Source organism: Pelatocladus sp., assembly GCF_059505505.1.
In genome coordinates this window covers 7,778-31,722 of sequence record NZ_JCACKS010000256.1, presented here as the reverse complement: position 1 = coordinate 31,722, position 23,945 = coordinate 7,778, and the positions used below count along the sequence as shown (strand labels likewise).

At 40.5% G+C, this 23,945-nt stretch carries 18 protein-coding genes and 2 tRNA genes; 6 read left to right on the top strand and 14 right to left on the bottom strand.

Translation table 11 applies throughout. The features are described 5' to 3' along the window. The 4 genes from AC5JMK_RS26850 to plsX all read right to left on the bottom strand — a co-directional run. A partial coding sequence (locus AC5JMK_RS26850; RefSeq protein ID WP_495911373.1) for a serine hydrolase occupies positions 1-500 on the bottom strand: 500 nt, incomplete at its 3' end. 176 nt (positions 501-676) lie between these two features. Beyond that, positions 677-1,555: an ACP S-malonyltransferase gene (fabD, locus tag AC5JMK_RS26845; RefSeq protein WP_096676504.1), complete on the bottom strand. Its 879-nt coding sequence runs from the start codon at positions 1,553-1,555 to the stop codon at positions 677-679. Positions 1,556-1,871: 316 nt separating this feature from the next. Further along, positions 1,872-2,864, bottom strand: coding sequence for a beta-ketoacyl-ACP synthase III (locus tag AC5JMK_RS26840; protein WP_096679036.1), 993 nt, complete (start codon positions 2,862-2,864; stop codon positions 1,872-1,874). A gap of 99 nt (positions 2,865-2,963) precedes the next feature. After that, positions 2,964-4,007 (bottom strand): phosphate acyltransferase PlsX, encoded by a 1,044-nt coding sequence (plsX, locus tag AC5JMK_RS26835; protein WP_096676505.1) that lies wholly within the window; start codon positions 4,005-4,007, stop codon positions 2,964-2,966. Positions 4,008-4,602: 595 nt separating this feature from the next. On the opposite strand from plsX, the gene AC5JMK_RS26830 reads away from it, so the two are divergent. After that, complete coding sequence (locus AC5JMK_RS26830; protein WP_096676507.1) at positions 4,603-5,922, top strand: D-alanyl-D-alanine carboxypeptidase; 1,320 nt, start codon at positions 4,603-4,605, stop codon at positions 5,920-5,922. A 175-nt stretch (positions 5,923-6,097) separates the two neighbouring features. Here AC5JMK_RS26830 and AC5JMK_RS26825 read toward each other — a convergent pair whose 3' ends face one another. The 5 genes from AC5JMK_RS26825 to argF form a co-directional block, all read right to left on the bottom strand. Continuing rightward, positions 6,098-8,185, bottom strand: coding sequence for an AAA family ATPase (locus AC5JMK_RS26825; RefSeq protein ID WP_096676508.1), 2,088 nt, complete (start codon positions 8,183-8,185; stop codon positions 6,098-6,100). Further along, positions 8,182-8,376 carry a hypothetical protein gene (locus tag AC5JMK_RS26820; protein WP_096676509.1) on the bottom strand — a complete coding sequence of 65 codons (195 nt, stop codon included), beginning with the start codon at positions 8,374-8,376 and terminating at the stop codon, positions 8,182-8,184. The genes AC5JMK_RS26825 and AC5JMK_RS26820 overlap by 4 nt, the downstream gene beginning before the upstream one ends. Positions 8,377-8,459: 83 nt before the next feature. Continuing rightward, complete coding sequence (locus tag AC5JMK_RS26815; RefSeq protein WP_096676510.1) at positions 8,460-9,974, bottom strand: DNA phosphorothioation system restriction enzyme; 1,515 nt, start codon at positions 9,972-9,974, stop codon at positions 8,460-8,462. A 147-nt stretch (positions 9,975-10,121) separates the two neighbouring features. Further along, complete coding sequence (lexA, locus tag AC5JMK_RS26810) at positions 10,122-10,727, bottom strand: transcriptional repressor LexA (protein WP_096676511.1); 606 nt, start codon at positions 10,725-10,727, stop codon at positions 10,122-10,124. A gap of 138 nt (positions 10,728-10,865) precedes the next feature. Next, positions 10,866-11,786 (bottom strand): ornithine carbamoyltransferase, encoded by a 921-nt coding sequence (gene argF / locus AC5JMK_RS26805; RefSeq protein ID WP_096676512.1) that lies wholly within the window; start codon positions 11,784-11,786, stop codon positions 10,866-10,868. A gap of 406 nt (positions 11,787-12,192) precedes the next feature. Here argF and AC5JMK_RS26800 point away from each other — a divergent pair. After that, positions 12,193-12,264, top strand: a tRNA-Thr gene (locus tag AC5JMK_RS26800). A gap of 277 nt (positions 12,265-12,541) precedes the next feature. Here the strand turns inward: AC5JMK_RS26800 and iscB are convergent. Beyond that, on the bottom strand, positions 12,542-13,825 hold the full coding sequence (gene iscB, locus AC5JMK_RS26795) for an RNA-guided endonuclease IscB (RefSeq protein ID WP_495911372.1): 1,284 nt from the start codon (positions 13,823-13,825) through the stop codon (positions 12,542-12,544). A gap of 273 nt (positions 13,826-14,098) precedes the next feature. Continuing rightward, positions 14,099-14,719 carry a GNAT family N-acetyltransferase gene (locus AC5JMK_RS26790; protein WP_096676514.1) on the bottom strand — a complete coding sequence of 207 codons (621 nt, stop codon included), beginning with the start codon at positions 14,717-14,719 and terminating at the stop codon, positions 14,099-14,101. 898 nt (positions 14,720-15,617) lie between these two features. On the opposite strand from AC5JMK_RS26790, the gene AC5JMK_RS26785 reads away from it, so the two are divergent. The 4 genes from AC5JMK_RS26785 (at position 15,618) to AC5JMK_RS26770 (ending at position 21,382) form a co-directional block, all read left to right on the top strand. Continuing rightward, on the top strand, positions 15,618-19,115 hold the full coding sequence (locus AC5JMK_RS26785) for a response regulator (protein WP_495911374.1): 3,498 nt from the start codon (positions 15,618-15,620) through the stop codon (positions 19,113-19,115). Between the two features lie 92 nt (positions 19,116-19,207). Beyond that, on the top strand, positions 19,208-20,482 hold the full coding sequence (locus tag AC5JMK_RS26780; RefSeq protein WP_096676517.1) for a hypothetical protein: 1,275 nt from the start codon (positions 19,208-19,210) through the stop codon (positions 20,480-20,482). A gap of 48 nt (positions 20,483-20,530) precedes the next feature. Continuing rightward, a tRNA-Gly gene (locus tag AC5JMK_RS26775) sits at positions 20,531-20,601 on the top strand. A gap of 208 nt (positions 20,602-20,809) precedes the next feature. Continuing rightward, the gene (locus AC5JMK_RS26770) at positions 20,810-21,382 is read left to right on the top strand and encodes a Uma2 family endonuclease (protein WP_096676518.1); all 573 of its coding nucleotides are present in this window, start codon (positions 20,810-20,812) and stop codon (positions 21,380-21,382) included. A gap of 235 nt (positions 21,383-21,617) precedes the next feature. On the opposite strand, the gene radC is transcribed toward AC5JMK_RS26770, so the two are convergent. From radC to AC5JMK_RS26755, 3 genes are all read right to left on the bottom strand, one after another. Next, positions 21,618-22,349 (bottom strand): RadC family protein, encoded by a 732-nt coding sequence (radC, locus tag AC5JMK_RS26765; protein ID WP_096676519.1) that lies wholly within the window; start codon positions 22,347-22,349, stop codon positions 21,618-21,620. 114 nt (positions 22,350-22,463) lie between these two features. After that, positions 22,464-23,399, bottom strand: a complete 936-nt coding sequence (locus AC5JMK_RS26760) for a phosphoribulokinase (protein ID WP_096676520.1) — start codon at positions 23,397-23,399, stop codon at positions 22,464-22,466. A 198-nt stretch (positions 23,400-23,597) separates the two neighbouring features. Continuing rightward, the gene (locus AC5JMK_RS26755) at positions 23,598-23,750 is read right to left on the bottom strand and encodes a hypothetical protein (protein ID WP_495911371.1); all 153 of its coding nucleotides are present in this window, start codon (positions 23,748-23,750) and stop codon (positions 23,598-23,600) included. Positions 23,751-23,945 lie beyond the last annotated feature (195 nt).

The following is a 23,945-nucleotide window of genomic DNA, read 5'->3' as shown; positions in this document are numbered from 1 at the left end:
CTTACAATGATTATCATTATTAAAAGTGTATATTTTATTTTTTGGAAGTCCCTTAGTTCTATTCCTTGCGGATGCTCGTCTCGGATCGGACTATGTTGACGTTCTGAGACGAAATCGCTTTTCTCAACACGAATTCTCTGCTCTAGCTTTAACTTTCCTTGGTCTACTTGAGCCAGCACAGCCATCCCAATGGGAAATTTATAAACGCTTTGCATCGGAAAACGTTGATCCCCATTCAAAGCGACTGATTCTCCCGTTTCCAGCACTGTGGCTGCAACCCCTACGCGCCCTTGAGCAGTACGAGATATTTCTTCAATTCGGTTGTACAATTCGCCTTTTGACGGCTCATTAGTGCTGGACGTTATGACTTCTTTCGGAATATTTGTTTGCCTGTTGTTTTTGGCTTCACTACTACTAGAATTAGTGTTTGTGCAACCGACAGCTAATAAGGATATGCAAAAGCCGCAAAGCCACATTTTTTTGATCGTCACTTGACTCATGAAGCTTATTCAGTGAATTTGAGTTGTAAACAGCTTAGAACTACACCCGTAATTTATCTAATTTCGGAATTCACTGAAGTTTCAGTAGGTCATAGAAATTGATGATTATAATTGTGCGATCGCCTCGCCCCTGAATCATAATTATTCGCGATCGCTTCTCCAAAAGGCAGTAAAAGCTAAACAGGTAATTCAGCTAAATTACGGATATTTTCCAAAACCAAATTTGAGCAGGTACGTTTAATCAAGCCAGTTAATACGTTACCAGGGCCAATTTCCACGACTCTATCAATTCCATTTTCTGGTAATGCCAGTGCAATTTCTCGCCAGCGTACTCCCCCTGTCATTTGTTGGATTAAACGTTGTTTTAAAACTTCTGCTTCTGTCGCTGGAGTTGGTTCAACATTAGATAAAACTGGTACTGTGGCTTTATGAAATTCTACTGAGGCTAAGATTTCTTGAAACTCGTTTGCAGCTTCTGCCATCAAAGGTGAATGAAAAGCACCAGAGACTTTAAGAGGCATTGCACGTTTTGCCTTCACTTGAGATATGACTGCTTGCACGGCTGTGGGTGTGCCAGAAATTACAACTTGGGCAGGGCTATTATCATTTGCGATAACTGCATCAGGGGTTTCGGCAATGACTTTTTCTAGTTGTTCCCGGTCAAAATTCATTAAAGCTGCCATCATACCACCAACAGCACTGTCCATCAGTGCAGCACGGCGTTTTACTAAGCGTAATCCCGCAGACCACTCAAACACGCCAGCAACGTAAAGAGCAATATATTCTCCTAAACTGTGACCAGCAACTAAATCTGGTTGTGCTTTTTCTCGTAGGAGATCAGTAAGAATGCTTTCTACCACATATAAGCAAGGCTGAGTGTAGAGAGTATGTGATAGCTTGTCGGCATCATTTTGACAAATATCAATAACAGACCAGCCTAAAATTTCTTCGGCTTGAGCAAATTTTTCCTTTGCTAAAGGTAGATGTATCAAATCTGTTCCCATTCCCAATGATTGGGAACCTTGTCCGGGAAATACCCATGCAGTTTTTGTCATTAGTCAACAGTCAAGTGTCAAGAATTAAGGTTCAAAGCAAGTAAAAAGTCAAAGGTAAAAAGTAAAAAGAGGAATCATTTCGGCTCTTCCGTAGGTGTTATGCTAAATTTTAAACTCAAATTAGGGATTTGCCTTTAAAATAAAGGCTTTCAGGCAGTTACAACCTAGATTTTGTCCCAAAAGCTAAAACGTCAAGACTAAAAGCTGTCTTTCTTGCCCAGCAAGGGATATGAGCTAATTTATAGACGTTTTTAGCATAACAAGTAATGAAGAACCATCATTTCTTTTAACTTTTGACTTTTAACTTTTGACTTTTCTATCGTCCCCATTTAAAAATTGCAGATCCCCAAGTTAGTCCAGCACCAAAACCTGATGCAGCGACGATATCATTGGGTTTGATTTTACCTTGCCGCACTGCTTCATCCAAGGCAAGAGGAATAGAAGCGGCAGAGGTGTTGCCATAGTAAGCCAGATTACTAATAACTTTTTGTTCCGGAATATTCAAGCGCTGGGCAACAGAGTCAAGAATACGCTGATTAGCTTGATGTAATAGTAGCCAGTCTATTTCCTCAATGCTGAGGTTTGCACGAAATAAGGCTTTATCGATGACTTCTGGCACTTGTTGGACAGCAAAGCGGTAAACTTCTTTGCCATTCATGGTTATGGGTTGGAAGTTACCTCTACCAACAACAACTCCTGGGAGTAGTTCTGTAGTGTCAGGTGTATAGGGAAGGTTGAGACAATCATTTTGAGTGCCATCACTTCTGAGTTCAAATCCCAGTAAGCGATCGCTCTCATTTGCCTGCAATACTACCGCTCCAGCACCATCACCAAACAGCACACAGGTACGTCGATCTTGCCAGTCTACCCAACGAGAGAGAATATCTGCTCCGATGAGCAAAACATTTTGATATACACCAGTTTTGATAAATTGGGCCGCTGTTACCAATCCAAATATAAAGCCTGAGCAGGCAGCTGTCATATCAAATGCTACTGCTCTTGTTGCTCCTAGTTTGGCTTGAATTTGACAAGCACTGCCAAACAAGTCGTCGGGCGTGGAAGTTGCCAGTAAAATCAGATCTAACTGTTGTGGTGTAATTCCAGCCATGGCGATCGCCTGACTGCCAGCAATAGTGGCAAGTTCTGTTAAAGATTCACCTGCTTTTGCCAAACGCCGTTCACGAATTCCTGTTCTTGTAGTTATCCATTCGTCTGATGTTTCAACCAGTTCTGTGAGTCTTTGATTATCCAGAAAAGTAGCTGGTACTGCTGAACCACTTCCTGTAATTGCGATTCCTAAGTTTTGCACTCCGGGTTCTCCCAAGCTATTGGCTTTTTGTCTTTTGTCAGTTGTCATTTGTCATTTGTCTTGCTTTTTGACCAATGACTAATGACCAATGACTATTGACTATTGACTGTTTTCGGGCAACAGTTGCCCGGAGGATTTTCTTTGATATTTAGATTGAATTCTTTGCAGCACCTGATGATCAACGGCTTCTTTTGCTAATCGAATGGCATTATAAATTGAAGGTGCTTGAGAACTGCCATGACCAATAATGCAAATACCGTCTACACCTAAAAGCAAAGCACCTCCATGTTCAGCGTGATCCATCCGCTGTTTAATCCGCTTCAGGTTGGGTTTTAAAATTGCTGTACCGAGTTGACCATGCAATCCTTGGGGTAATTCTTCTCTGACAATTTGCAGCATTACTTCTCCAATTGCTTCGGCAAATTTCAGCAAGACATTGCCTACAAAGCCGTCACAAACGATGACATCAAATTCACCAGAGAGTACATCGCGTCCTTCGGCATTGCCAACAAAGGCAATCTGAGAGTTCTCCCGTAGCAGTTGATGGGCGCGAACAGCGGCATCATTGCCTTTGCAGTCTTCCTCACCGATGTTCAATAAACCCACTTTTGGTTCCGGAACACCCAAGACATACTGACTATAAACCGACCCCATAACAGCAAACTGCTCTAAAAATTTGGGACGGCAGTCTACATTAGCGCCGACATCAAGTATCAGTACTTGCTTGCTTGCTATCATTGTGGGAAACACCGCACCAATTGCTGGGCGATCAATTCCCGGCAGTCGTCCCAAGCGGAGCAATGCTGCTGCCATTGCTGCGCCTGAGTGACCGGCAGAAATCACGGCATCTGCCTGCCCCTGCTTGACTAAATCCATCGCCACGTTAATTGAAGCCTTGGGTTTGCGTCTCACGCCGCTTAAAGGCTCCTCATCCATAGCGATCGCGTCCTCAGCCGGAACGATCTGCACCTGCCCCAAATTGGTCTTTGGTGGCAGCACTGCTTCAATTTGTTGGGAATCACCCACTAATAATACTTCCACACCCAACTCATCCCTAGCTCGTAGTGCGCCAGCGACGATTTCACCGGGGGCGTGATCCCCTCCCATTGCGTCAATTGCGATTCGTACGCAAGTCGATCCCATTGCTCAGAGCTTCTAGAAACCTTACAAATTTTACCAGATGCCTTTGCTGAAAGTAGTAGATTGGTGTCTGCTAAATTGCATCCGTCAATTCAAGACATAAGAAAAAAGTATAAAGTATCAAATCAACTTCAGGATAAACCCTAGTGTTTATATTTACCTTATCCTTTATTTTTTGTCTTTCCTACTTTCAACCAAGCAACTAACAAGCCCAACATAACATGAATTACACCCTATACATACTGAATAAATTACGTACTAGACTGATTTTTTGAGACTTTATTGATTTATAGTTGGTTATTGCTTGGTAGTAGTTTATAGCTATACTTAATGCCCAATGCACCACACTTGTGTTCCCTATATTGAAAAATTACCTGATTTGAAGTTGATTTTCCGAAGAACTGGAAAAGAAAGTAATCTACATTTTGACTCAAAGGGAACAGGTTTGAGTACTGAGATAAAATCTTACAGAAACAATGATAAAGTGCAGCTTGGCAAAATTAACTATGCAGTAAAAAAGAGCTAAAAAGCCTAAAATAAATGCTTTACAGCTTTTTGCTTGCAGTAGCATCTTTGCAGAAATTACGAGGAGTGAATCATGCTGGAATTAATTGGTTCAGGTTTAGTTTCAATGTGGCTGGAGATGGCTGGAGTAAACATCAAGCCTTTGGAACCTATAGATGTTTTGACTTTGCAAAGTAGTCCTAGCTTAATTGTCGCCCCTGATCCAAATCCAACTGGAATCACTACAGTCCAACAGTATCTTCAAGGGCTGGCAACATCAAAATTAGTAGCAGCTAACACAGTCCAAAGTCAAGGGATTTGGATACAGTCAGGGCCAATGTTGATGGCAAATCATCAAGGTACAATTCCTTTACCTGCTGCCTCATTAACTAAGATAGCGACCTCTTTAGTTGCTTTTAAAAATTGGGGGCCAAACCATAAATTTGAAACTTTAGTCAGCGCTACTGGACCAATACAAAATGGAGTCTTAAAAGGTGATTTAGTCATTATTGGTGGTGGCGATCCTTTATTTGTTTGGGAAGAAGCGATCGCTGTTGGTAATACTCTCAACAAAATGGGAATCAAGCGAGTCCAAGGTAATTTAGTGATTACTGGTAATTTCGCCATGAATTTCCAACGAGACCCACTGTTAGCAGGACAGTTACTCAAGCAAGCATTTAATCACACTACCTGGACTCGTGGACTTACTTTTCAATACTCACGAATGCCTAAAGGTACACCAAAACCCCAAATTGCGATCGCAGGTACTGTGAAAGTGGAAGCACAACCAAACCCACAACAAACTTTACTGGTGCGTCATTACTCTTTGCCTTTAAAGCAAATCATTAAGGAGATGAATGTTTTCAGCAACAATGACATCGCACAAATGCTAGCAGATTTGGTGGGAGGTCATTTTGTTGTCCAGTCAACAGCTGCCCAATTAGCCAGGGTTCCAGAGTCCGAAATTCAGTTAATCAATGGTTCCGGGTTAGGAGTTGAAAATCGCATTTCTCCCAGAGCAGTTTGTGCGATGTTCATGGCACTTCAACAAGAAGCACTTACACATGGCTTAAATTTAGCAGACTTATTTCCTACTTCTGGGTTCGATCACCGAGGGACACTGCACGCCCGACACATTCCTGCTGCTACTGTGATTAAAACTGGTACTCTTAACGATGTGAGTGCTTTAGCGGGAGTCATGCCTACACGCGATCGCGGTTTGGTTTGGTTCGCGATCATTAACCGTGGTCCTTATGTACCCACATTCCGCTCTGAACAGGATAAGTTTCTGCAACATCTTCTCAAGCAACTCCAAATAGCTCAAAGCGTTCCTAGTGTTCTCACGCCTCACTTAGGTATTAATTATATTCCACAACTAGGTGCAACTAATCGTAATGAGATTTTGTTTAACTGAAGTTCTCCCAGATAAGCGCCCCACAAGGAGGAAGTCAAAAGTATTAAACCTCTCTTGTAACGAATGAAAGAAGTACATTTTTCGAGAGTTCTAAAACCCTGGCTGTATCAAAATTCACGCAATGTGCATCTTAAGAGTAGTTAAGCAAAATTAAATTCATTCGTGGAGATATCTTTCAAGAAGATGCTAGATTATTGCGGTTCACTTCAATAAATTCTGTATACTCAAATTCATTAGGACTTTGTCTGACAAGAGGATATTTTTCTCCTCCCAATTCTATATAATCTTGTTCGCAATCAGGCTTGGAGGAATAGTAAACCAAGATATATTCTCTACCAATTCTCTCGGCTATTTCTGCTTCCACTTCACCTCGCCATTGGGTTTTAGTTACTAACACCACTAATTGATTTGCTAATTTAGGAATTACCCTGGCAATCTGACGACGATTAATCACATCCAAACTACCAAAAGGTGAATCCATGACAATTGGTAAGGTACTAGTATCTGGAACCATCAACATTCTTTTTTGACTCCATTCTCTTACCCTGTCGATAATTCCGCCGATAAAAGATAAACTAAGAATTTGATTTTCACCAGTGGAAGCAGCAACTGGTGATTCTATACCTACTGTATTTTCTACTAGCATTAATTCGTATTTATCGCTGATTTTGGGAATATAAGGTGTAAATGAAATTTCGCTAAATATTTCTTGGACTCGCTTTTCCAATTGCAAGCGAAATTGTTGTTCTTGGCGTGCTTTGACTAAATTTAATCTATCAATTGCGTCTTGGGTAGCAGCAATCCGGCGTTGTGCTAGTGCTTGGCGTTCTTCGTTAAATTTTTGTCTAGTAATTTGTTTATTTAAGGTTTCAATTTCGGTTTTATTGTTAGCTATTTGCTGCTGATTAGCACCTTGTTCTAAGGTTAAATCAGTAATTTTCTCTTCTATTTCATCTAAACGCTTTTGTAAATTGCGAATTTCTTCACTGGGATCTTTTCGCAATCGTTCTTGGATGCTATCTAAATCTGCTTCGATTTGAGATATGATTTGTCTTAACTGATTAATTCCTACTTGTTCTCGATCAACTTCTTCCCAAAACCCAATTGCTTGTTTATCAATTTCATCAACTCGTTCATTCATCCGAATCGCAGTTTCTTCTACTAGCGATGAACCTGCTTGATCTAGCAATATTTTAACATTTGTGTGGGAATGAGTCCCTTCATGTAATTCCGCACCACAAATACAAAGCTGAGAATCGAGCAAATTATTTAAGAATTCTCGCGAAATTCCAGGAGTTAATTCACCACGTTGCTTTAAATTTGCGAAAATTTCTCTAAATTGTACTGTAGTTTCTAAGAGTAAGACAGTATAGCCACGTGTGGAAATTGTTTTTTTCAGTGTTTCCCACTTTTTTTTCAGTTCTTCTTGATTGAGAGCTTTTTGTGATTCTAAAGTTTGTCGTCTTTCTTGTACTTCTTTAGCAGCGCTAAGTTCTCGTAAACGATTACTAGTTTCTTTTTTGATAGTTTGCTGATATTCTAGTTCTTGCTTGATTTCTGTTTGGCGATTATTAATTTGTTCAACTTCTTGCTCGATTTTGCTTTGTTGTTTGAGCAACTGTTTTGTTTCAGAATCACCAATAACTTTTAATTCATTTTCTAGGGTTTTCTTGGCTTCGCTTAAATGTCTAATTGAGCGATTAATTACCTCAACTCCCAATAATATTTTCGTAGCTTCAGCAATTTCAGCTTTTTTATCAGAACGCACAATATGTTCTATGCGTTCTCCATCAAAGAAGAAATATTGATGTAAGCTGTTAGGTAAAATTTGATTGATGATATCTTCTAGATTTTGATGAGGTGGGACAAAATACCACGAACCATCATCTCTACCGACCCACATACTCAATTCTGTTTTACCGGGTTCAAAATCACTTTCATTTTTGTAAACCCGACAAGCGCGTTTGATGCGGTAGCGTTTATTATCATGTTCCCAAACAATTTCTACCCAACATTCGATAGGTTGTCCAATTTTTGCTTCTGCGATCGCACGCTTATTTACTAATTGTTCTGCGGAGGAAAAAGCCGCACTAAATTTTTCATAAAGCACCCAAGTAAATGCGTTTAAAAAACTAGTTTTACCTGAGCCATTATTCCCATGAATTACTGTTGTGTTGCTAGCATTTCCATGAGCCAGAATTATTTCTGGAGTCCTACCATAAAAGGAGCGAAAGTTGCATATTTTAATAGAAATTAACTTCATCGCACAGCATCCTTCACTATCCTTAAAATATCATCATTTATATGGCTATTACTTTTTTTATTCAATCTGCTTTTTTCTAATTGCCATACTTGTTCAATAATTTGCCTAACCTCTGGAGGAGCAGTTATTATTGGTTCTTGAACATCATCTATATTATTAGGTTGATTATTCATTATTTTGTCATTAGTCATTAGTCATTGAGAAGAGATTTGTTAAATAATTCTTCCTTGTCTTCCTTGTCCCCCTTGTCCCCAATCCCCAATCCCCGTTCCCTTCAAAGATCCAATAACCCATACCTTTTTTGCAAATCTAGCAATTTAATTCTGGCTTCACCAGCATTATCTGCTAAATCAGCAAATTCTACAAAGCGTCGCAATTCTTTTCTTAATAAATTACGTTCCACTTCTAAAGTTTTTCTGTCTAAATCTGGTGGTAAAACAATCATGTCAAAAATTGTTGCTCGTTCTTTCCCAGGATGAGGACGTAAAACTCGTCCGCGTCGTTGGATAAATTGACGAGGATTTCCAGAACTTGCCAAAATTACAGCAGTTTGAATTGCTGGAATATCTACACCTTCGTCTAAACAGCGAATTGCGACTAAACCTTGTAATTCTCCACTTTCAAATTGACGGCGTAAAATTTCTCTTTCTTCTAAACAAGTTTGAGCTGTATAGGTGTTGATTTTATAGCCTAATTCTACTCCTAAGATCTTGGCAACTTCTTTAAGTTGTTGCAAATTGGAACGCTGTCCTGTTTCTTGAGAACCATCACTACAATAAAACAAAGTATGAGTTGTTTCGCGACGAGTAGCCATTAATTCACGCAACGCCTCTAGCTTATTTGCTGCTGCACCAATTAATCTGGCTCTTTGCATTAACAATGGCTTTAAATCTTCATTATCTTCAAAATAATTTGAATATTGATTTTCTTTTTCTCTATACAATAAAGCCTTGCCTATTTTCTGGGTAATTTTGGCATAAGTACGGCTTTCGGCTTCAGTTAATTCTACCAAGATAGGATAATAAAGATAATGGACTAAAGCACCTTGATTAATAGCATCTTTTAAAGTAAATTCTGGTTGGAGAACCGAACCAAAATAATTAAAAACAGATTGGGTTCCTGTTTCATCAAAATATCTTTCTGGTGTTGCAGATAAAGCTAGACGCAAACCGACACGCCTGGGTAAACTTTCTTCTAATTTGGGTGCGCCTAAATTATGTGCTTCATCACCAATAATTAAACTTTTTTCAGGAAAATATTTGAGTTGAGATTGAAATCCATCACCAATGAGAGTGGAGTTAGTGGTAATTACTGTGATGAATGGTTGTGAACCAGAATGAACATTATAAAGTTGACTAGAAAGTTGACTTTGCCAACTGCGTAAGTTCTCAAAAGCTAAGATGGGTTGTAAATTAAATTTTTCACATTCTCGCGCCCATTGAGTGACAAGATGACGGTAGGGACAGACTACCAGTAATGCTTGTAAGTGAATCTGTTTATATAACTCGCAAGCAACAGTAAGTGCAGTAATTGTTTTACCACTACCTGTTGCCATTTTCAGTGTACCTCTGCCGTTGTTAGCAAACCAATTATTCACAGCTTGACGCTGATATGGTCGCAATTGCAGATATACTGGCATTTGCGGACATCCTGGTAATGGTTGCTGAGTTTGATAATTACCCTTACTTTCACCTGCAAATGGTAATTTCAGGCGATACTTTTCCGAAGGTTTATTAACTGTGGTTGTGAAAGTATTTAGTGGTCGGACTTTTTGCTGTGTCAAATACATTGATAGGGGATTGGGGATTGGGGACAAGGAGGACAAGGAGGACAAGGGGGACATGGAGGACAAGGAGGACAAGGAAGGGGATAAACAAAACACCAATGTCCTATCAATTCCCAATTCCTGATCCCTGATCCCTGATCCCCGATCCCCTTAACTATAAGTACGCCAGATACCAACAAGGGAACCTTGTACCTGTACTTGTATGGCTGGTACTTCGATGGGGTTGTATTTAGGATTGGCTGGTTTGAGAATAATGCGATCGCCGTCTTTGTACAATCGTTTTAATGTTGTACCGTATCCATCTACTCTCGCAGCAACAATTGTGCCATTTTTAAGTTGATCTGGTTCCGGTACGGGACGCAAAAAGACCAAATCTCCATCAACGATTGAATCTTCGATCATACTGTCGCCTGCTACCCGCAAAGCATAAGTTTGGGGTGGTAAGGAAATGTTTGAAAAGTCGAGATGTTCGACAGCATCGGTGAAGGGTTCTATTAATCCACCAGCAGCAATTGTCCCTAAAATCGGTACACCTTGCTTTAATGGATGTAAAATTCTAATTGTTCGTGCTTTTCCTTCACTCCATTCGATGTATCCTTTCGTGCGGAGATGTTCTAAACGGCTTTGAATTGGTGCTGGCGACTTCAAATTCATAGCTTCCATCATCTGCCGAATTGAAGGAGAATGCTGACGTTCTCGGATAAATTCTGCTAACCAATCGTAAAGTTCTCGTTGCGCTTCAGTTAGTCTTTCCATAAATTTGTAGGGAGGTAAAAATAAATGGTTCCTTAGAACATTAGTACTACAAAAAACCCCCTTATGGAAAGGTAAAAATAAAAAGTTAAAAGTTGAACTTATAAATTTTAGACTTTAGACTTTTAACTTTTGATTTATTTACTCTGCTCCTAAGATACTAGCAAGCAAAGCTTTCTGCACATGCATACGATTTTCGGCCTGATCCCAAACTCTTGATTGTAAACCTTCAATCACTCCATTAGTAATTTCTTCGCCACGATGGGCTGGTAAACAGTGTAAAACGATCGCTTGTGGGTCGGCAATGCTCAATAGCTGCTCGTTAATTTGATAGGGTTGAAAAATGGGGAGGCGATCGTCTGCTTCTGATTCTTGACCCATACTTGCCCAAACATCAGTGTATAGTGCATGGGCGCCTTTGGTTGCGGTTTCAGGATCATTGGTGAGAATTACTTGGGTTTTATTATTGGCGATCGCTCGTGCTTTTTCAATAATTGTTGCATTTGGTTCAAATCCATTTGGTGTTGCTACTCTCACATTCATCCCCACCAACGCACAACCCAATAGTAAAGAATTGGCGACATTATTCCCGTCACCCACATAAGTCAAGGTTAGCCCAGATAAATCGCCAAAACACTCTTGAATTGTCAATAAATCTGCTAAAACCTGACATGGATGTTCCAAATCAGTTAAAGCATTAATAACAGGAATCTTGGCATAATTTGCAAAAATATCTAATTCCTGTTGTGCAAAAGTCCGAATTGCTAAAATATCCAAATATCTATCCAAAACCCTAGCAGTATCTTGCACAGGTTCACCGCGACTCACTTGTGTGACATTTGGATTTAAATCTATTACCTGTCCACCCAGTTGATACATCGCCACGGAAAAACTCACTCGTGTGCGAGTAGAAGCTTTAGAAAACAACAGTCCCAAAACTTTATTACATCGTAAACTTAACTGTTGAGATTTCAAATGGATTGCCATTTGCAGGAGTTCTCTGACCTCTTGGGAAGTGAGATCTGCCAGACTTAATAAATCTCGTCCGCTCAACAATGCCATGCTTCTCGTTTGTAAAGAAAAACTACATCTTCCCTGTTCTGTACACTGCCGTGCAAGAAGTAGCATTCTAAAACTCTACCAAATATTTCTGTATCTCATCTATAGTTTGAGGCAACTTTGATGTTTATATTAGTTGATTGATGGTATCAGTGATATAAACCACGACAAAATTTACTATTTCCTCAAAAATTTCATCATCCTTTTGGTAGAAAAAGTCGTATTCGACCACACCAACTATAATTTAAGTGCGATAGACCAGTAGGTTGTTGGTGATTATTGTTGGTTAGTGGTTGACCATGCCCGATGCCCAATCCCCAACATACAATATTAATAGTTGACAATCAGCTACCTTATGGTAAAATCAAAAATTAGTGCAACGCTCGATGTTAAACTTCATCAAAGCTACGCCAGCATAGCACAGTGGTAGTGCATCCGACTTGTAATCGGAAGGTCGTCGGTTCAAATCCGACTGCTGGCTTTGGTAAGTGTCGATTGCCAAATTATTATGTCCGCGTTGACAGATTAATGTCCGTGTTGCCAAATTATTGTCCGCGTTGACAAATTTAGTAATACATTAAGTTTAATTATCAAACTCAGGATTTGAGTAGAAACTCATAACGAATAAATTTAAATATGCGTGAATGCGTGACTTTCCTCTTGTAGGACACTCATAAGACCTCACGGTATGCGGGAAACTCAGCGTCTTTAGACCTGAGAGGGAAGCGACACGAGTGGTTTTAACCACCGTGGTCTTTTTAATTTGCGTAACCATAACCATCTTTTTTGTGGATTGCTGAACAGTATTTGTAACTAATTCCTTGAACTAATCCATTATTGGTAGAGATGTTGAAACTACCAGTAGTCCTAACAGCAACTCGCCCAACATATTCACCTATCTTTTTGCCTTTACCGACAACAGCTTTGACGATATCACCAGTCTGAAATCCTTTAACAAATTTGAATCTTGGAACGTATCTAGAAGGAAAACCAAACTTGTCAGTTCTACAAGATTGTCTAGAGCCGTGACCATTAGCAGTGATTAATAATGGTTTAATTTCTTTGATGTTGAGAATCGGTGTTGACTTCCCAACACAAGCAGCATCTAACCAATGAGATTTTTCTAGATTCTGTTGACTACGATTGAACTTTGTTAATCCACCGGAACCTGTTTCTACTGGTAAACCTGCCGATTTCAAAACCTCAAGTAAAGCGAATCTAGTTGTGTTAACTGCGGCGGCATCTGCCAAAGGTCGTTTCGCTTGTTTCAAGATTTTCTCTAACCTTGTTTGGTCTTTTTTGAGAAATTCTTTAATATCTTTAGAGCCTTTTTTGGTGTTGCATTTAGAACAACTTAGAGTGAGATTTGTAATAGAATTAGAACCTCCTTTAGCTCTAGGGTGAATATGTTCTATTTGCAGTGGAACGTCTTTGACACCGCAGTAAGCACATTGTCTACCCCATTTTTCTAATAGATATTCTCTGGTTTCGTATCCAGCTAAAGTGCCTTGTTGATATTCCTTGCCTTGAATATTTGGGTTACGCATCAAGTGCATATCAAAGCGTACTAATTCCTGACTAATAGCTGTAATTGGTGCGAGTTTGCGTAATCTTTTAACCCAAGTTTTGATATTTTCAACACGACTTTGTAAACTTGGTGCTAACCATCCTTTTGAACGTGTTCTGTTTAAAAAGCGTGGTTTTCTGTAACGAGTTTTGCGGTTTCTTCTAGTGCGTCTTAATTGCCGTCTAGAGGTTAAAGCATCTCTAATAGCAAAGCCTCTATGCTTTAACTCAGCAGCAAAGACAACTTCACCAGTTGAATCGTTAACTAATGCAATACCTGTGTGTTTTGCACCTGGGTCAATTTTCAACCTTATTGGTTGAACTGGTGCGTACGCCTGTGAGTCTTTCAGGATAATTGTGAAAGGAAAACGTCTAAAAACTGCTGCTTTTTTGTTTCGTAATAACTGCCTCGCTTGTGCTGGATGAACTGGATCTAATGGTCGTTTTTCTAAATCAATAACAAACACTTTGGACATAAAGTCCCTCCTTTTCAGGGTAATGTTAGCTTCGTCAATGTTTTAAGAGCTTTTTAGACTTGCAACACTGTTTCAGTGACTTTAAAACTGTTTAATTGCAAATGACAGGGCAAGGAACTAGCTAGCCTTCGGCAACGCCGGGGGCGTACGCATTCCAGGGTGTCTTGACTCAAAAAACGTAGTACGCAAGGTACTTAGACTGGTCAGCACAGCTTGCTTGATTTCTCTTGCAAGCTCAATCCCTTTAGGGTTGAGTTACTGACAACTTAAAAATTAGCTACTGGAGTTTAGTACAAGATGTTTATGCAATAATATCTGCCGAGAGTTTCTCAAAAATAATATATTCCAATTAGACTCCACTTTATGCACTCGATATCCGAACTTGAGATAGAGTTGTCGTGCCTGATGATTATTTTCCAAAACATGAAGATATAAATCTTCAAATCCCCATTCTCGAACAAATTTTTCACTAGCTTGAAGTAATTGAGAAGCTGCGCCCAGTCTACGGTACTTTGAGGAAACTGCTAAATTAGACAGGTAAGGCAAACCTTTGCCAACCTCTGTCCAAGAATCACTGTAGCGTACACCTACCTCCAAAGTACCGACTAAGTTATTGGCTGTATTGGCTGCGGTGTCAATAGCAACCAAACAAACATGGTGGGATGTAGATGATACTAGTCGGTGTCTTAAATCTTCATATATACCTAAGCGTAGCAAAGGAAATGCCCATGCCCAAAAACCATTTTGGGAGTGAAAGCTTTCAGCAATAATTTGAGCAACACTAGTCAAATCAGCAGGTGTAGCTGCACGGACTTGAAATCGACAGGAAGCTTGTTCAGCTGATGCTGCTGTGACAGGTGGTTGATAGGATTGTTGGAAAAACCAGGGTGTCAAGGCTAATTACGTAGTGAATTGATTGAATAAAAATCGTTTCAAATATCCTAAAACACCATTTAAAGTATGTGAAAACTTAAAATAACTGGTGTTTGGGATTGGGGATTGAGGATAAGGGATTCTCCAGAGGAGACGCTACGCGTAGACGCGCAAGCAGTGAGCCAGTGCGGTGGACGGGTACTTTCAGAAGCCGCTACGCGTCTACCCCGCCCGGCATAAAGCACCTGGCGAAGGGTGAAGGGCTTCTCACAGAGTACGGGGATTGGGGAAGGTAAGACCCCCTGGAGGGGATAAGGGGTAATGGGATTGGGACAATAGATCAATATCCTTTATTATCTTTCCTCTGTTCCCTGTTCCCTGTCCCCTGTCCCCTGTTCCTCTTTTCTATTCTTTTACCACTTGTCTAGCACATAATTGTAATGGCTAAATTGTAAATAAATATGTGTCTAATAGTATACTTTGCTCTTGAATCTTAAGTTATTGTGAGATTACTGACTCGAAAATGACTGTTATAAATAAAATTTACCCAAGAGTGTTAGTGTTGATGCTACGGCGGGAAAAATTAATGTGCAGCTTCAGTTGGATTGTTCAATCAACCTGGATTGCTGTACATGAGATAAAACAGTTCTCGTCGCAAGTGAGCAGAAATTTGGCTAGTAAATACAAATTCTGTGAAAATAATAGTCAAAATCAAATTAATTGGGGTGTACCAAAGCAAACAATAATCGGCATAATTTTATAGAGACAGATGGCTGTAAACAAATATTCTCACGAGTGACAGTCATATGGGCAAACGGCTTATGGAGTCGAAATGCTCTGCTCTTACCTGAGTCAGTTTCATCTTTATCTGAATCAGATTATTGTTTATCCGACTGCCTTTGCAGCAGGAAAGCGGTGCATGAAATCCCAAGCAAACAGTAAGCCTAAAATTTTGGTTGTTGATGACGAACTTGACAACTTAGATTTGCTTTATCGCACCTTTTATCGTGATTATAAGGTGTTGAGAGCAAGTTCTGGACCAGCCGCATTGGAGCTGTTGGCGCAGGAGGGAGATGTATCAGTAATCATCTCGGATCAGCGAATGCCAATGATGAGTGGTACAGAATTTTTAAGCCTGACAGCAACTCAGTATCCAGATATCATCCGGATAATTTTGACTGGCTACACCGATGTCGAAGACCTGGTAGACGCGATTAACTCTGGTAAAGTATTTAAATATGTCACCAAACCTTGGGAAGCAGAGGAACTCAAAGCAGTAGTACGTCAAGCCTTAGATACCCACAATGTCCTCAAAGCCCGTACTCGCGAACTAACCCGCACTCTTCGCCAGGAATCGCTGTTGAACACTGTCACGAATACGATTCGCAGCGCTTTAGATTATCGGCAAATTTTGCAAACAATTGTTGATACGGTAGGACATATGTTGGAGGTAGATGTTTGCCTCTTGCGTCCTTTCCAAGAAAATCAATTAGTTGATGAAGGGTTTATTTATCAAAAGCCAGTAGAGAAAAAAACAGGGATACTAGGTTGCGAAGAACACACAATTACTGCGAATACAGATGAAATACTCTCCGCATCACCACGTCTTTCACCAGTCATTCCGTCTTCTGAAACTCCATTACCTCTGCTGTCTCAGACAATTTGGGAAACTCGTGAAGTACAAGTAATTCATGATGTAGCTAGTGATGAACGTATTCAAGGGGATCTTATTGAGTTGCGATCGCGTGCTGCTGCTTTTATTGAAGCCAATATTTGCTCTAGCTTGGTTGTACCACTGATTTGCCAACAAGAACTAATGGCTGTGTTAGCACTCCACCAGTGTCATGCACCTCGTGTCTGGAGTGATGACGAAGTGCAGTTGGTGATGATGGTAGCAGATCAAGCTGCTCTGGCTTTGTCTCAAGCTCATGCTTACGAGCAAGTACGCGCGCTTGCTCAAAGGGAAGCTCTGATTAATACAATTACCAGTGCTATTCGCTCTAGTTTAGACCCACATGATATTTTTGCTGCTATTACCCAAAAATTAGGACAAGCTTTACAAGTTGATGGCTGTGTGCTGTCTTTGTGGACACAAGATGATGAGTTTGTTCGTTGCGTCGGTTTGTATGATCGTTCTGAAGACTTAGGGACTCATCATTCCCAAAAGATTGAGAATGTCAACACTCACAATTTACCCCAGTCTCAAGCGCCAATTAAAGGCAATCCGATTTTGCAACAAATGTTACGGACACAAGAACCAGTGATCATTTCAGATATGAGCCAGTGTCCACCAGAAACCAAAGGTTTTGATCTACATTTGCGATTACCAGCCCGCTCACTGATGGTAGTTCCCCTGTTAGCTGAGGGGAAAAGTATCGGTAGTATTACCTTGAGAGAAGGTGTAAAATGTCGCCAGTGGGTGACTTCGGAAATAGAGTTGGCAAAAGCAGTAGCAGCACAAGCAGCGATCGCAGTCCAACAGTCTCACTTGTACCAAAAAACCCGCGAACAAGCCGAACGTTTACTGGAATTAGATAAACAAAAAACCGAATTTTTCCAAAATATTTCCCACGAGTTTCGTACCCCCATTACCTTAATTCAAGGGCCACTAGAGACAGCAGTTTCTTCTCAAGAGGGTTTATCTTACGAACAAAGTGCGATCGCTCTACGTAACTCCCGGCGTTTGTTAAGACTTGTTAACCAACTGCTAGATCTGCAACGCTTAGATGCAGGTCGGATGCAACCGAATTTTCGTCCCTGTGATTTAGTCGAATTTGTCAGCCAAATTATCGAGTCGTTTCGTCCTTACTGCGAAAAAAAAGGACTGCGCCTTGTTACCAAAATCGCTACATGTCCAAAAGTCTACTTAGACATGGAAAAATTTGACAAGGTGGTTTACAATCTCTTGTCTAATGCCATGAAGTTTACTCCTGAAGGTGGCATGATTACTGTTGTTATGCAATCTCAAGATGGACATTGCATTTTGACAGTAGAGGATACTGGTATTGGCATTTTACCGGAACAAATCCCCCTTCTATTTGAACGTTTTCGCCAAGCTGAAGGCTCAGAAAGCCGTTCCTATGAAGGAACAGGATTAGGTTTGGCTTTAGTTAAAGAATTAGTAGAACTTCACGGTGGCAAAGTAACCGTAAAATCAGTTTATGGTCAAGGTACTACTTTTAGCGTCTGGTTGATTCCTGGTAGTAGTCACTTAAGCGCAGATCAAGTATCAGAAGCAGCTGTGGAAGCCAATATCAACCGTGCTGTTGTGGAATTGGTTGATTTGGAATTGCTCGAAGAAGGGACTAGGAACTGGGAATTAGACTCCACAGAAGCAGCAAAAGGCCCTTATATCCTAGTTGTAGACGACAATCCAGATTTACGAGCTTATGTATCTGGTATACTCCGCGCTGATGGCTACCAAGTACGGACAGCTGATAATGGTTCACAAGGGTTTCGACTTGCTCAGGAAATTTCACCCAGCTTGGTTGTGAGTGATTTAATGATGCCCATAGTATCAGGTCTGGAAATGATTCGGATGATCCGCAACGACGAGAAATTAAAAGGAACACCAATCATTTTACTGACAGCAAAAGTTGATGAAGAAACTCGTATTACAGGTACAGAAAGAGGCGCAGATGCTTATTTAGCTAAACCATTTAACGACCGTGAACTTTTAGCAGAAGTGCGTAATCTTTTAGCGTTGAAAGCAAATGAACGCAAAGTGGTAGAATTAAATACTTATTTGACAGAATCCGTATTAAAACGCTTTTTACCACCTGCTTTGGTTGAAAAAGCCGCAGCAGGAGACTTGGTTCTGGATTTACGACCGGAACCGCGCTTAATCACAGTTTTATTTAGTGATATTGTCGGTTTTACCCAGCTAGCAAATACTCTAAGATCACGCCGAGTGGCTGAGTTGCTCAATAAATATCTAGAAGTGATGACAAAAGCGGTATTTGATAACGGTGGTACGGTAGATAAGTTTATGGGAGATGCTATTGTAGCTTTATTTGGAGCGCCAGAAGAGCTAACACCTAACGAACAAGTGCGACGTGCGGTGAATACAGCTAGGGCGATGCTGCGATCGCTCGAAAAGTTAAACGAACACTGGCGAGAACAGGGTATTTTTGATTCGACTAAAAGTGAAAGCGTACAATTTCGCTGTGGTATCCACCAAGGTACAGCTGTTGTCGGTATGTTTGGTAGCTCTGAACGCGCCGACTATACAGCCATTGGTCCCAGCGTCAATATCGCTGCAAGATTACAGCAAGCAGCTAATCCTGGTGGTGTCTTAGTCTCTGCGGCGGTTGCAGATTATTTACAAGAAGAAGAAATTATTAAAGGTAGTCCGCTAGAACTAAAAGGAATAGACGAAACAGTTTTGAGTTTTACTTTAATCTTACATCAGAGTTGACAGCTAATCGCTAAAATTGTCAATGATCATTGGTCAAAAACTTGGGACTCTTGACTCTTGACAATGGACTCTTGACAATTTGCAGCAAAATTATGACAAAATCGGTTGCTAACCAAAAACCAATTCCATCACAGACAAATCGCCGACATAGCGATCCTCCGGGTTTGTGGATCGCTGTAATTACGGGTTCAGTAGCAATACATTTGGTTGCATTTTGGATTTTGCGCTCATATTCATATCAGTTGAGCCTTATACGACAGCAAAACTCGACTAATAGCGCTATACCGATTGAAATCATAGAAGTTTCTCCAACAGGACGTTCAAAAGTTCAGACACAAGCTAAAGCAAAACCTGGTTCACCCCAGTCATCATCAAATACTCAAAAATCCGTTGCTGTAACTGATGAAGATGCGATCGCTTTGATAGACAAAAAAACAGCGATCGCTTCTAACCCTAATTCCTCTCTTCCACCTCAGCAACCCTCTGATAAACCAACTGTTAATCAGCAACAAACTGCAAAACCTCAACTAACGACACAACCGAAATCTACACCTAGCATTCCCCCTACACCTAAACCAGAGTCATCAGCAGTTCCACAGCCTGATATTACACCTGCAACGCCGTCATTCCAAACTCAACAGCCTGAGATTACACCTGCAACGCCACAGCCTGATACTATACCTCCGACACCACCTCCTGATCAGACAGATATCCCAACCTCAAAATCAGAAAATCCCATCCCAGATGAACAAAATCAAGCTTTATCACCAGATATAAACGCTACAACACCTCCCACAGATACTTCACCTTCTACAAATTCGCCAATCAACTCTCAATTTCCAAAACAACCAGATACTAATATCTCGCTAGGAAAATCAACTTCACTACCAACATTAAATCCATCAATACAGCCACCACCCTCATTGTCACCTGATGAGACTCAAAGTGATGGAGGACTAGTCGCCACTTGGAATGCTTTTTCTAGAGATGAAATGATTGATTTACTCCAAAAAGGTATGGTCAGACAAGATGTACCACCAGATATTTTGGCTCAACCTGTGGGAGAGAATACAAAAGAATTGCCTGTAAGTTTTATCAGCAGTGAACCGGATTTGGATAATGTAGATTTGCTCGTTTCCTTAGCAATTGATCAAAATGGCAAGTTAATTACTCGTGATGCTAACGGCAACCCAGCAGTCGATATTATAGATATGACTCCTGAAGAACTAAAAGTGAAGAAAACTAAATATCAGCAACTCTTGATTGATCTTTTCCAAAATGTCTCATTTAATCCTGCTAGAAACCAAGATGGCAGCAAGCCGTCCCAAAGTAACTTAGTAGTACGTGTAAAAATAGAGCGTCGCTAGTCTTGATTTTTAGCTAAGGCTGTGTTATGTTATTTAGGTTGGAAATTTGCGGGCGTAGTTTAGTGGTAAAACCATAGCCTTCCAAGCTATTGATGCGGGTTCGATTCCCGCCGCCCGCTTAAAAAAATCTTTGAAGACCAAGTATAGTTTTGCGTAGAATTGTGATGTTTTTAAACGCAGAGGGACGCAGAGTTTTTCTATAGATAATTTGCTACGAATTAATGCAATTTAGTTTTGGAAAAAGCAACATATAGTGCGATCGCATGTCCTTTTTGAGAAACTACAGATTAAACTACAGCTATAGAACTGGAGTACTGGAGTTATCTGATGACTCTTAGTCAATCTCATCCCTATCTTTCCCCAGAAGAGTACCTCGAAACGGAAAAATCTAGCCCGATTAAACACGAGTATATCCAAGGGCAGATTTATGCAATGTCCGGTGCAAGTGATGCTCATGTCACAATTACAGCTAACTTAGTTACTCTGCTTAGAAATCACATCCGAGGAACGGGGTGTCGTGTTTACGTTGCTGACATGAAAACACGCATCGAAACGCTGAATATTTTCTACTATCCTGATATTATGGTCACTTGCGACCAACGAGATACAAAATTTGAATATTTCAAATGTTATCCCAGCTTAATTATAGAAGTTTTATCACCATCGACAGAGGCTTTTGACCGGGGTGATAAATTTAATGATTATCAAGAATTAAAAACATTGCAAGAATATGTTTTAATCAGTCAAACTCGCCAGCGTGTTGATTGTTTTCGACGCAATTCTGAAGGTAGATGGGTGCTTTACAGCTATAGAGAAAATCAAGATTTAGAGTTAACCAGCGTGAATTTTTCTTGTTCTGTTGTGCAGGTTTACGAAGATGTTTTATTCTCGGAAATATAGTGGTTATTTTGACTGATAGAATTGGCGATCGCCCCATGGTAGATGACGCGATCGCCTGAGATCTTGCACCAAGCCCATATCCCGCTAGAGAATAAATTCTCAGTCTAATAGCACAAGTCCGTTTCAACAGACTAAAACATTCTCTTAGTCAGATAAATCTGACTTTAGCTATTAGCCAAAAAAATTATTTTTTGGCGGTATGAAAAGCTTAATTATTAGTTTTTAATTTAGTGTTTTACTCTTGTTGGGGACACTCATCCCACAAAGTTGTAATTTCCCGTATACTCTGATAATTGCCATTACCCAAAATCAGATGATCAAGTAAGGGAATAGCTAAAAAATTCGCTCCTGCTAACAATTTACGAGTGAGTTCGATATCTTCGCTACTGGGTTCAAGATTACCGGAAGGATGATTGTGTGCTACTATCAACCGCGTTGCACCTTGGCGAATCACTTCTCGAAAAATCTCACCAGGAGGTGCGAGGGTTTCGGTTGCAGTTCCAATAGTAATTACCTGTGTCCCCAACAAACGATTTTTGACATCTAATAGAACAACTGCAAAACGTTCTTGATTTTGCCACATCAAATCTTGACTCAAAGCAGCAGCTGCTGCTGCTGGGCTATCTATAACTGTACGATCCGCAGGGCGACATTGAAAGGCACGTTTGCCCAATTCAATCGCAGCTAAGATAGTTGTTGCTTTGGCTGGACCGATACCAGGAATTCGCATGAGTTCAGCAACACTGATGTCTCGTAACACTGCTAAAGGTTCGCGATCGCATTTACTCAATTCATGCAAAATATATTGTCCCAAACCCACAGCCGAAAGTTTTCCTGCACCTTGACCAGTGCCAAGCAAAATTGCTAATAATTCAGCAGTAGATAAAATTTTCGCACCATGAGCCATCAAGCGTTCCCGTGGACGCTCTGTCTCTGGCATATCAGCAATTCTGAGGCTATAGGTCATAGATCAAGGGAATAATAGCATAAAGAGTATCGATACTCTAGTAATCCCTTTTTAGCTCTCAAAATCTATGTCTATTGGATAAAATTTTGTTGTTTGGAACAATCAATCATCAACTTATTGATATATCTGTGTTGCTTTGAGCATGTGATAGGTTGTCAGAAGCTGAGTGATGGCGAGGGGATAACTCTGGATTGTTTCGCCAGTTGTACCAGCAACTTTGCCTATCTCTGGATTACTCTCGCGATCGCATACGTTCTTTAAATATGGCATATCAGCACAAATCAAATGTTCTAGTTTGTTGACTTGTTCTAAAGTTGTATGACCATCAACTTCCAGGACATCGACTGGTTTACCCATATCCCGATCTAGTCCTAGACGGGTGGCAGACATGCTACTATTACCAATATCGAGAATTTGGGTAAAATCTGGATGCGGAATTGTGGGACGCAATACTAAACGCACATTTAGATGTCCGTTGGTGTTATTAGTCTCATCGCTGGGTGGATAGAAACTCACGACTATATCTGACCATTGCCGTTGTGGTCTGATAAACTGTTCTGAGTCTGGTTCTCGTTTTTCTAACTCTGCTAGTACTTGTTCTTCTGTATATCCGCGCTTTTGTGTATCTCGCTTGACTTTCCAACTAGCACGTAGAGATTCAGGAGGTGCAAGGTAAACTCTCACATCATAGCAATCACGAGCAGCACGCGTAGAATAGCCAAGCAATCCTTCTACAATCACAAATTTGTTGGGTTTGATATACACTGGAGCCTCAAAAGTACCAGTTTTATGGCTGTAAACTGGCTTGAGAATAGGTTGACCAGTCCGCAACAGCGAGAGATGCTGCTGCATAATATCCAGATGGTTGCAGTCAGGATGGAGAGCTGTAATCTTAATTTCTGCACGTTGTTTGCGATCGTACTTGTGGTAATCATCTGTACAGATGATGGTGACATTTTCTGGGCCAAGTACCTGAGCAATCCCTTTTGTCAGCGTAGTTTTACCAGCAGCACTGTCACCAACAATACCAAGAATAATTGGACGGCTCATGGTTTATTCCCCCTGAAAAATAGCAGATACAGCAAAGCGGAATTTTAGATTGTATGCCAGTTTACTAATTCTAGGAATGAATGAAATATAACTCAAGCTCTAAAAGAGATGTTGCTATCAAGATTAGTAACTAAATATTGATTAAATCACCAACCATCAAGCTTATTTATTATTTTCTACGATTTGTATAGATTTTTGTCAATAAATGAAATGGCGAACATTCTTGAGAGGATGTTTGAAATGACCAGTCTTATCCCATAAAGTTTCACCTACCTTTTCGCCTGTTTTTTCCAAAGCCTTAGTCGCAATCACAGTCCCAATGGCGATCGCACCAGCAGTGAATGGTTCCATCTACTACCTCTAGAAAGCGGCATTTTATTTACATGTATAGCAGAAACACGGAAACTTCAACGCGGAAGCTGCTGCAAGGAAGGCGGAAGCTGCTACAGAGTGCGCGAAACACGGAAACGTCAACCCAGAAGCTGCTACAGGGAAGGCGGAAGCTGCTACAGAGTGCGCGAAACACGGAAACGTCAACCCAGAAGC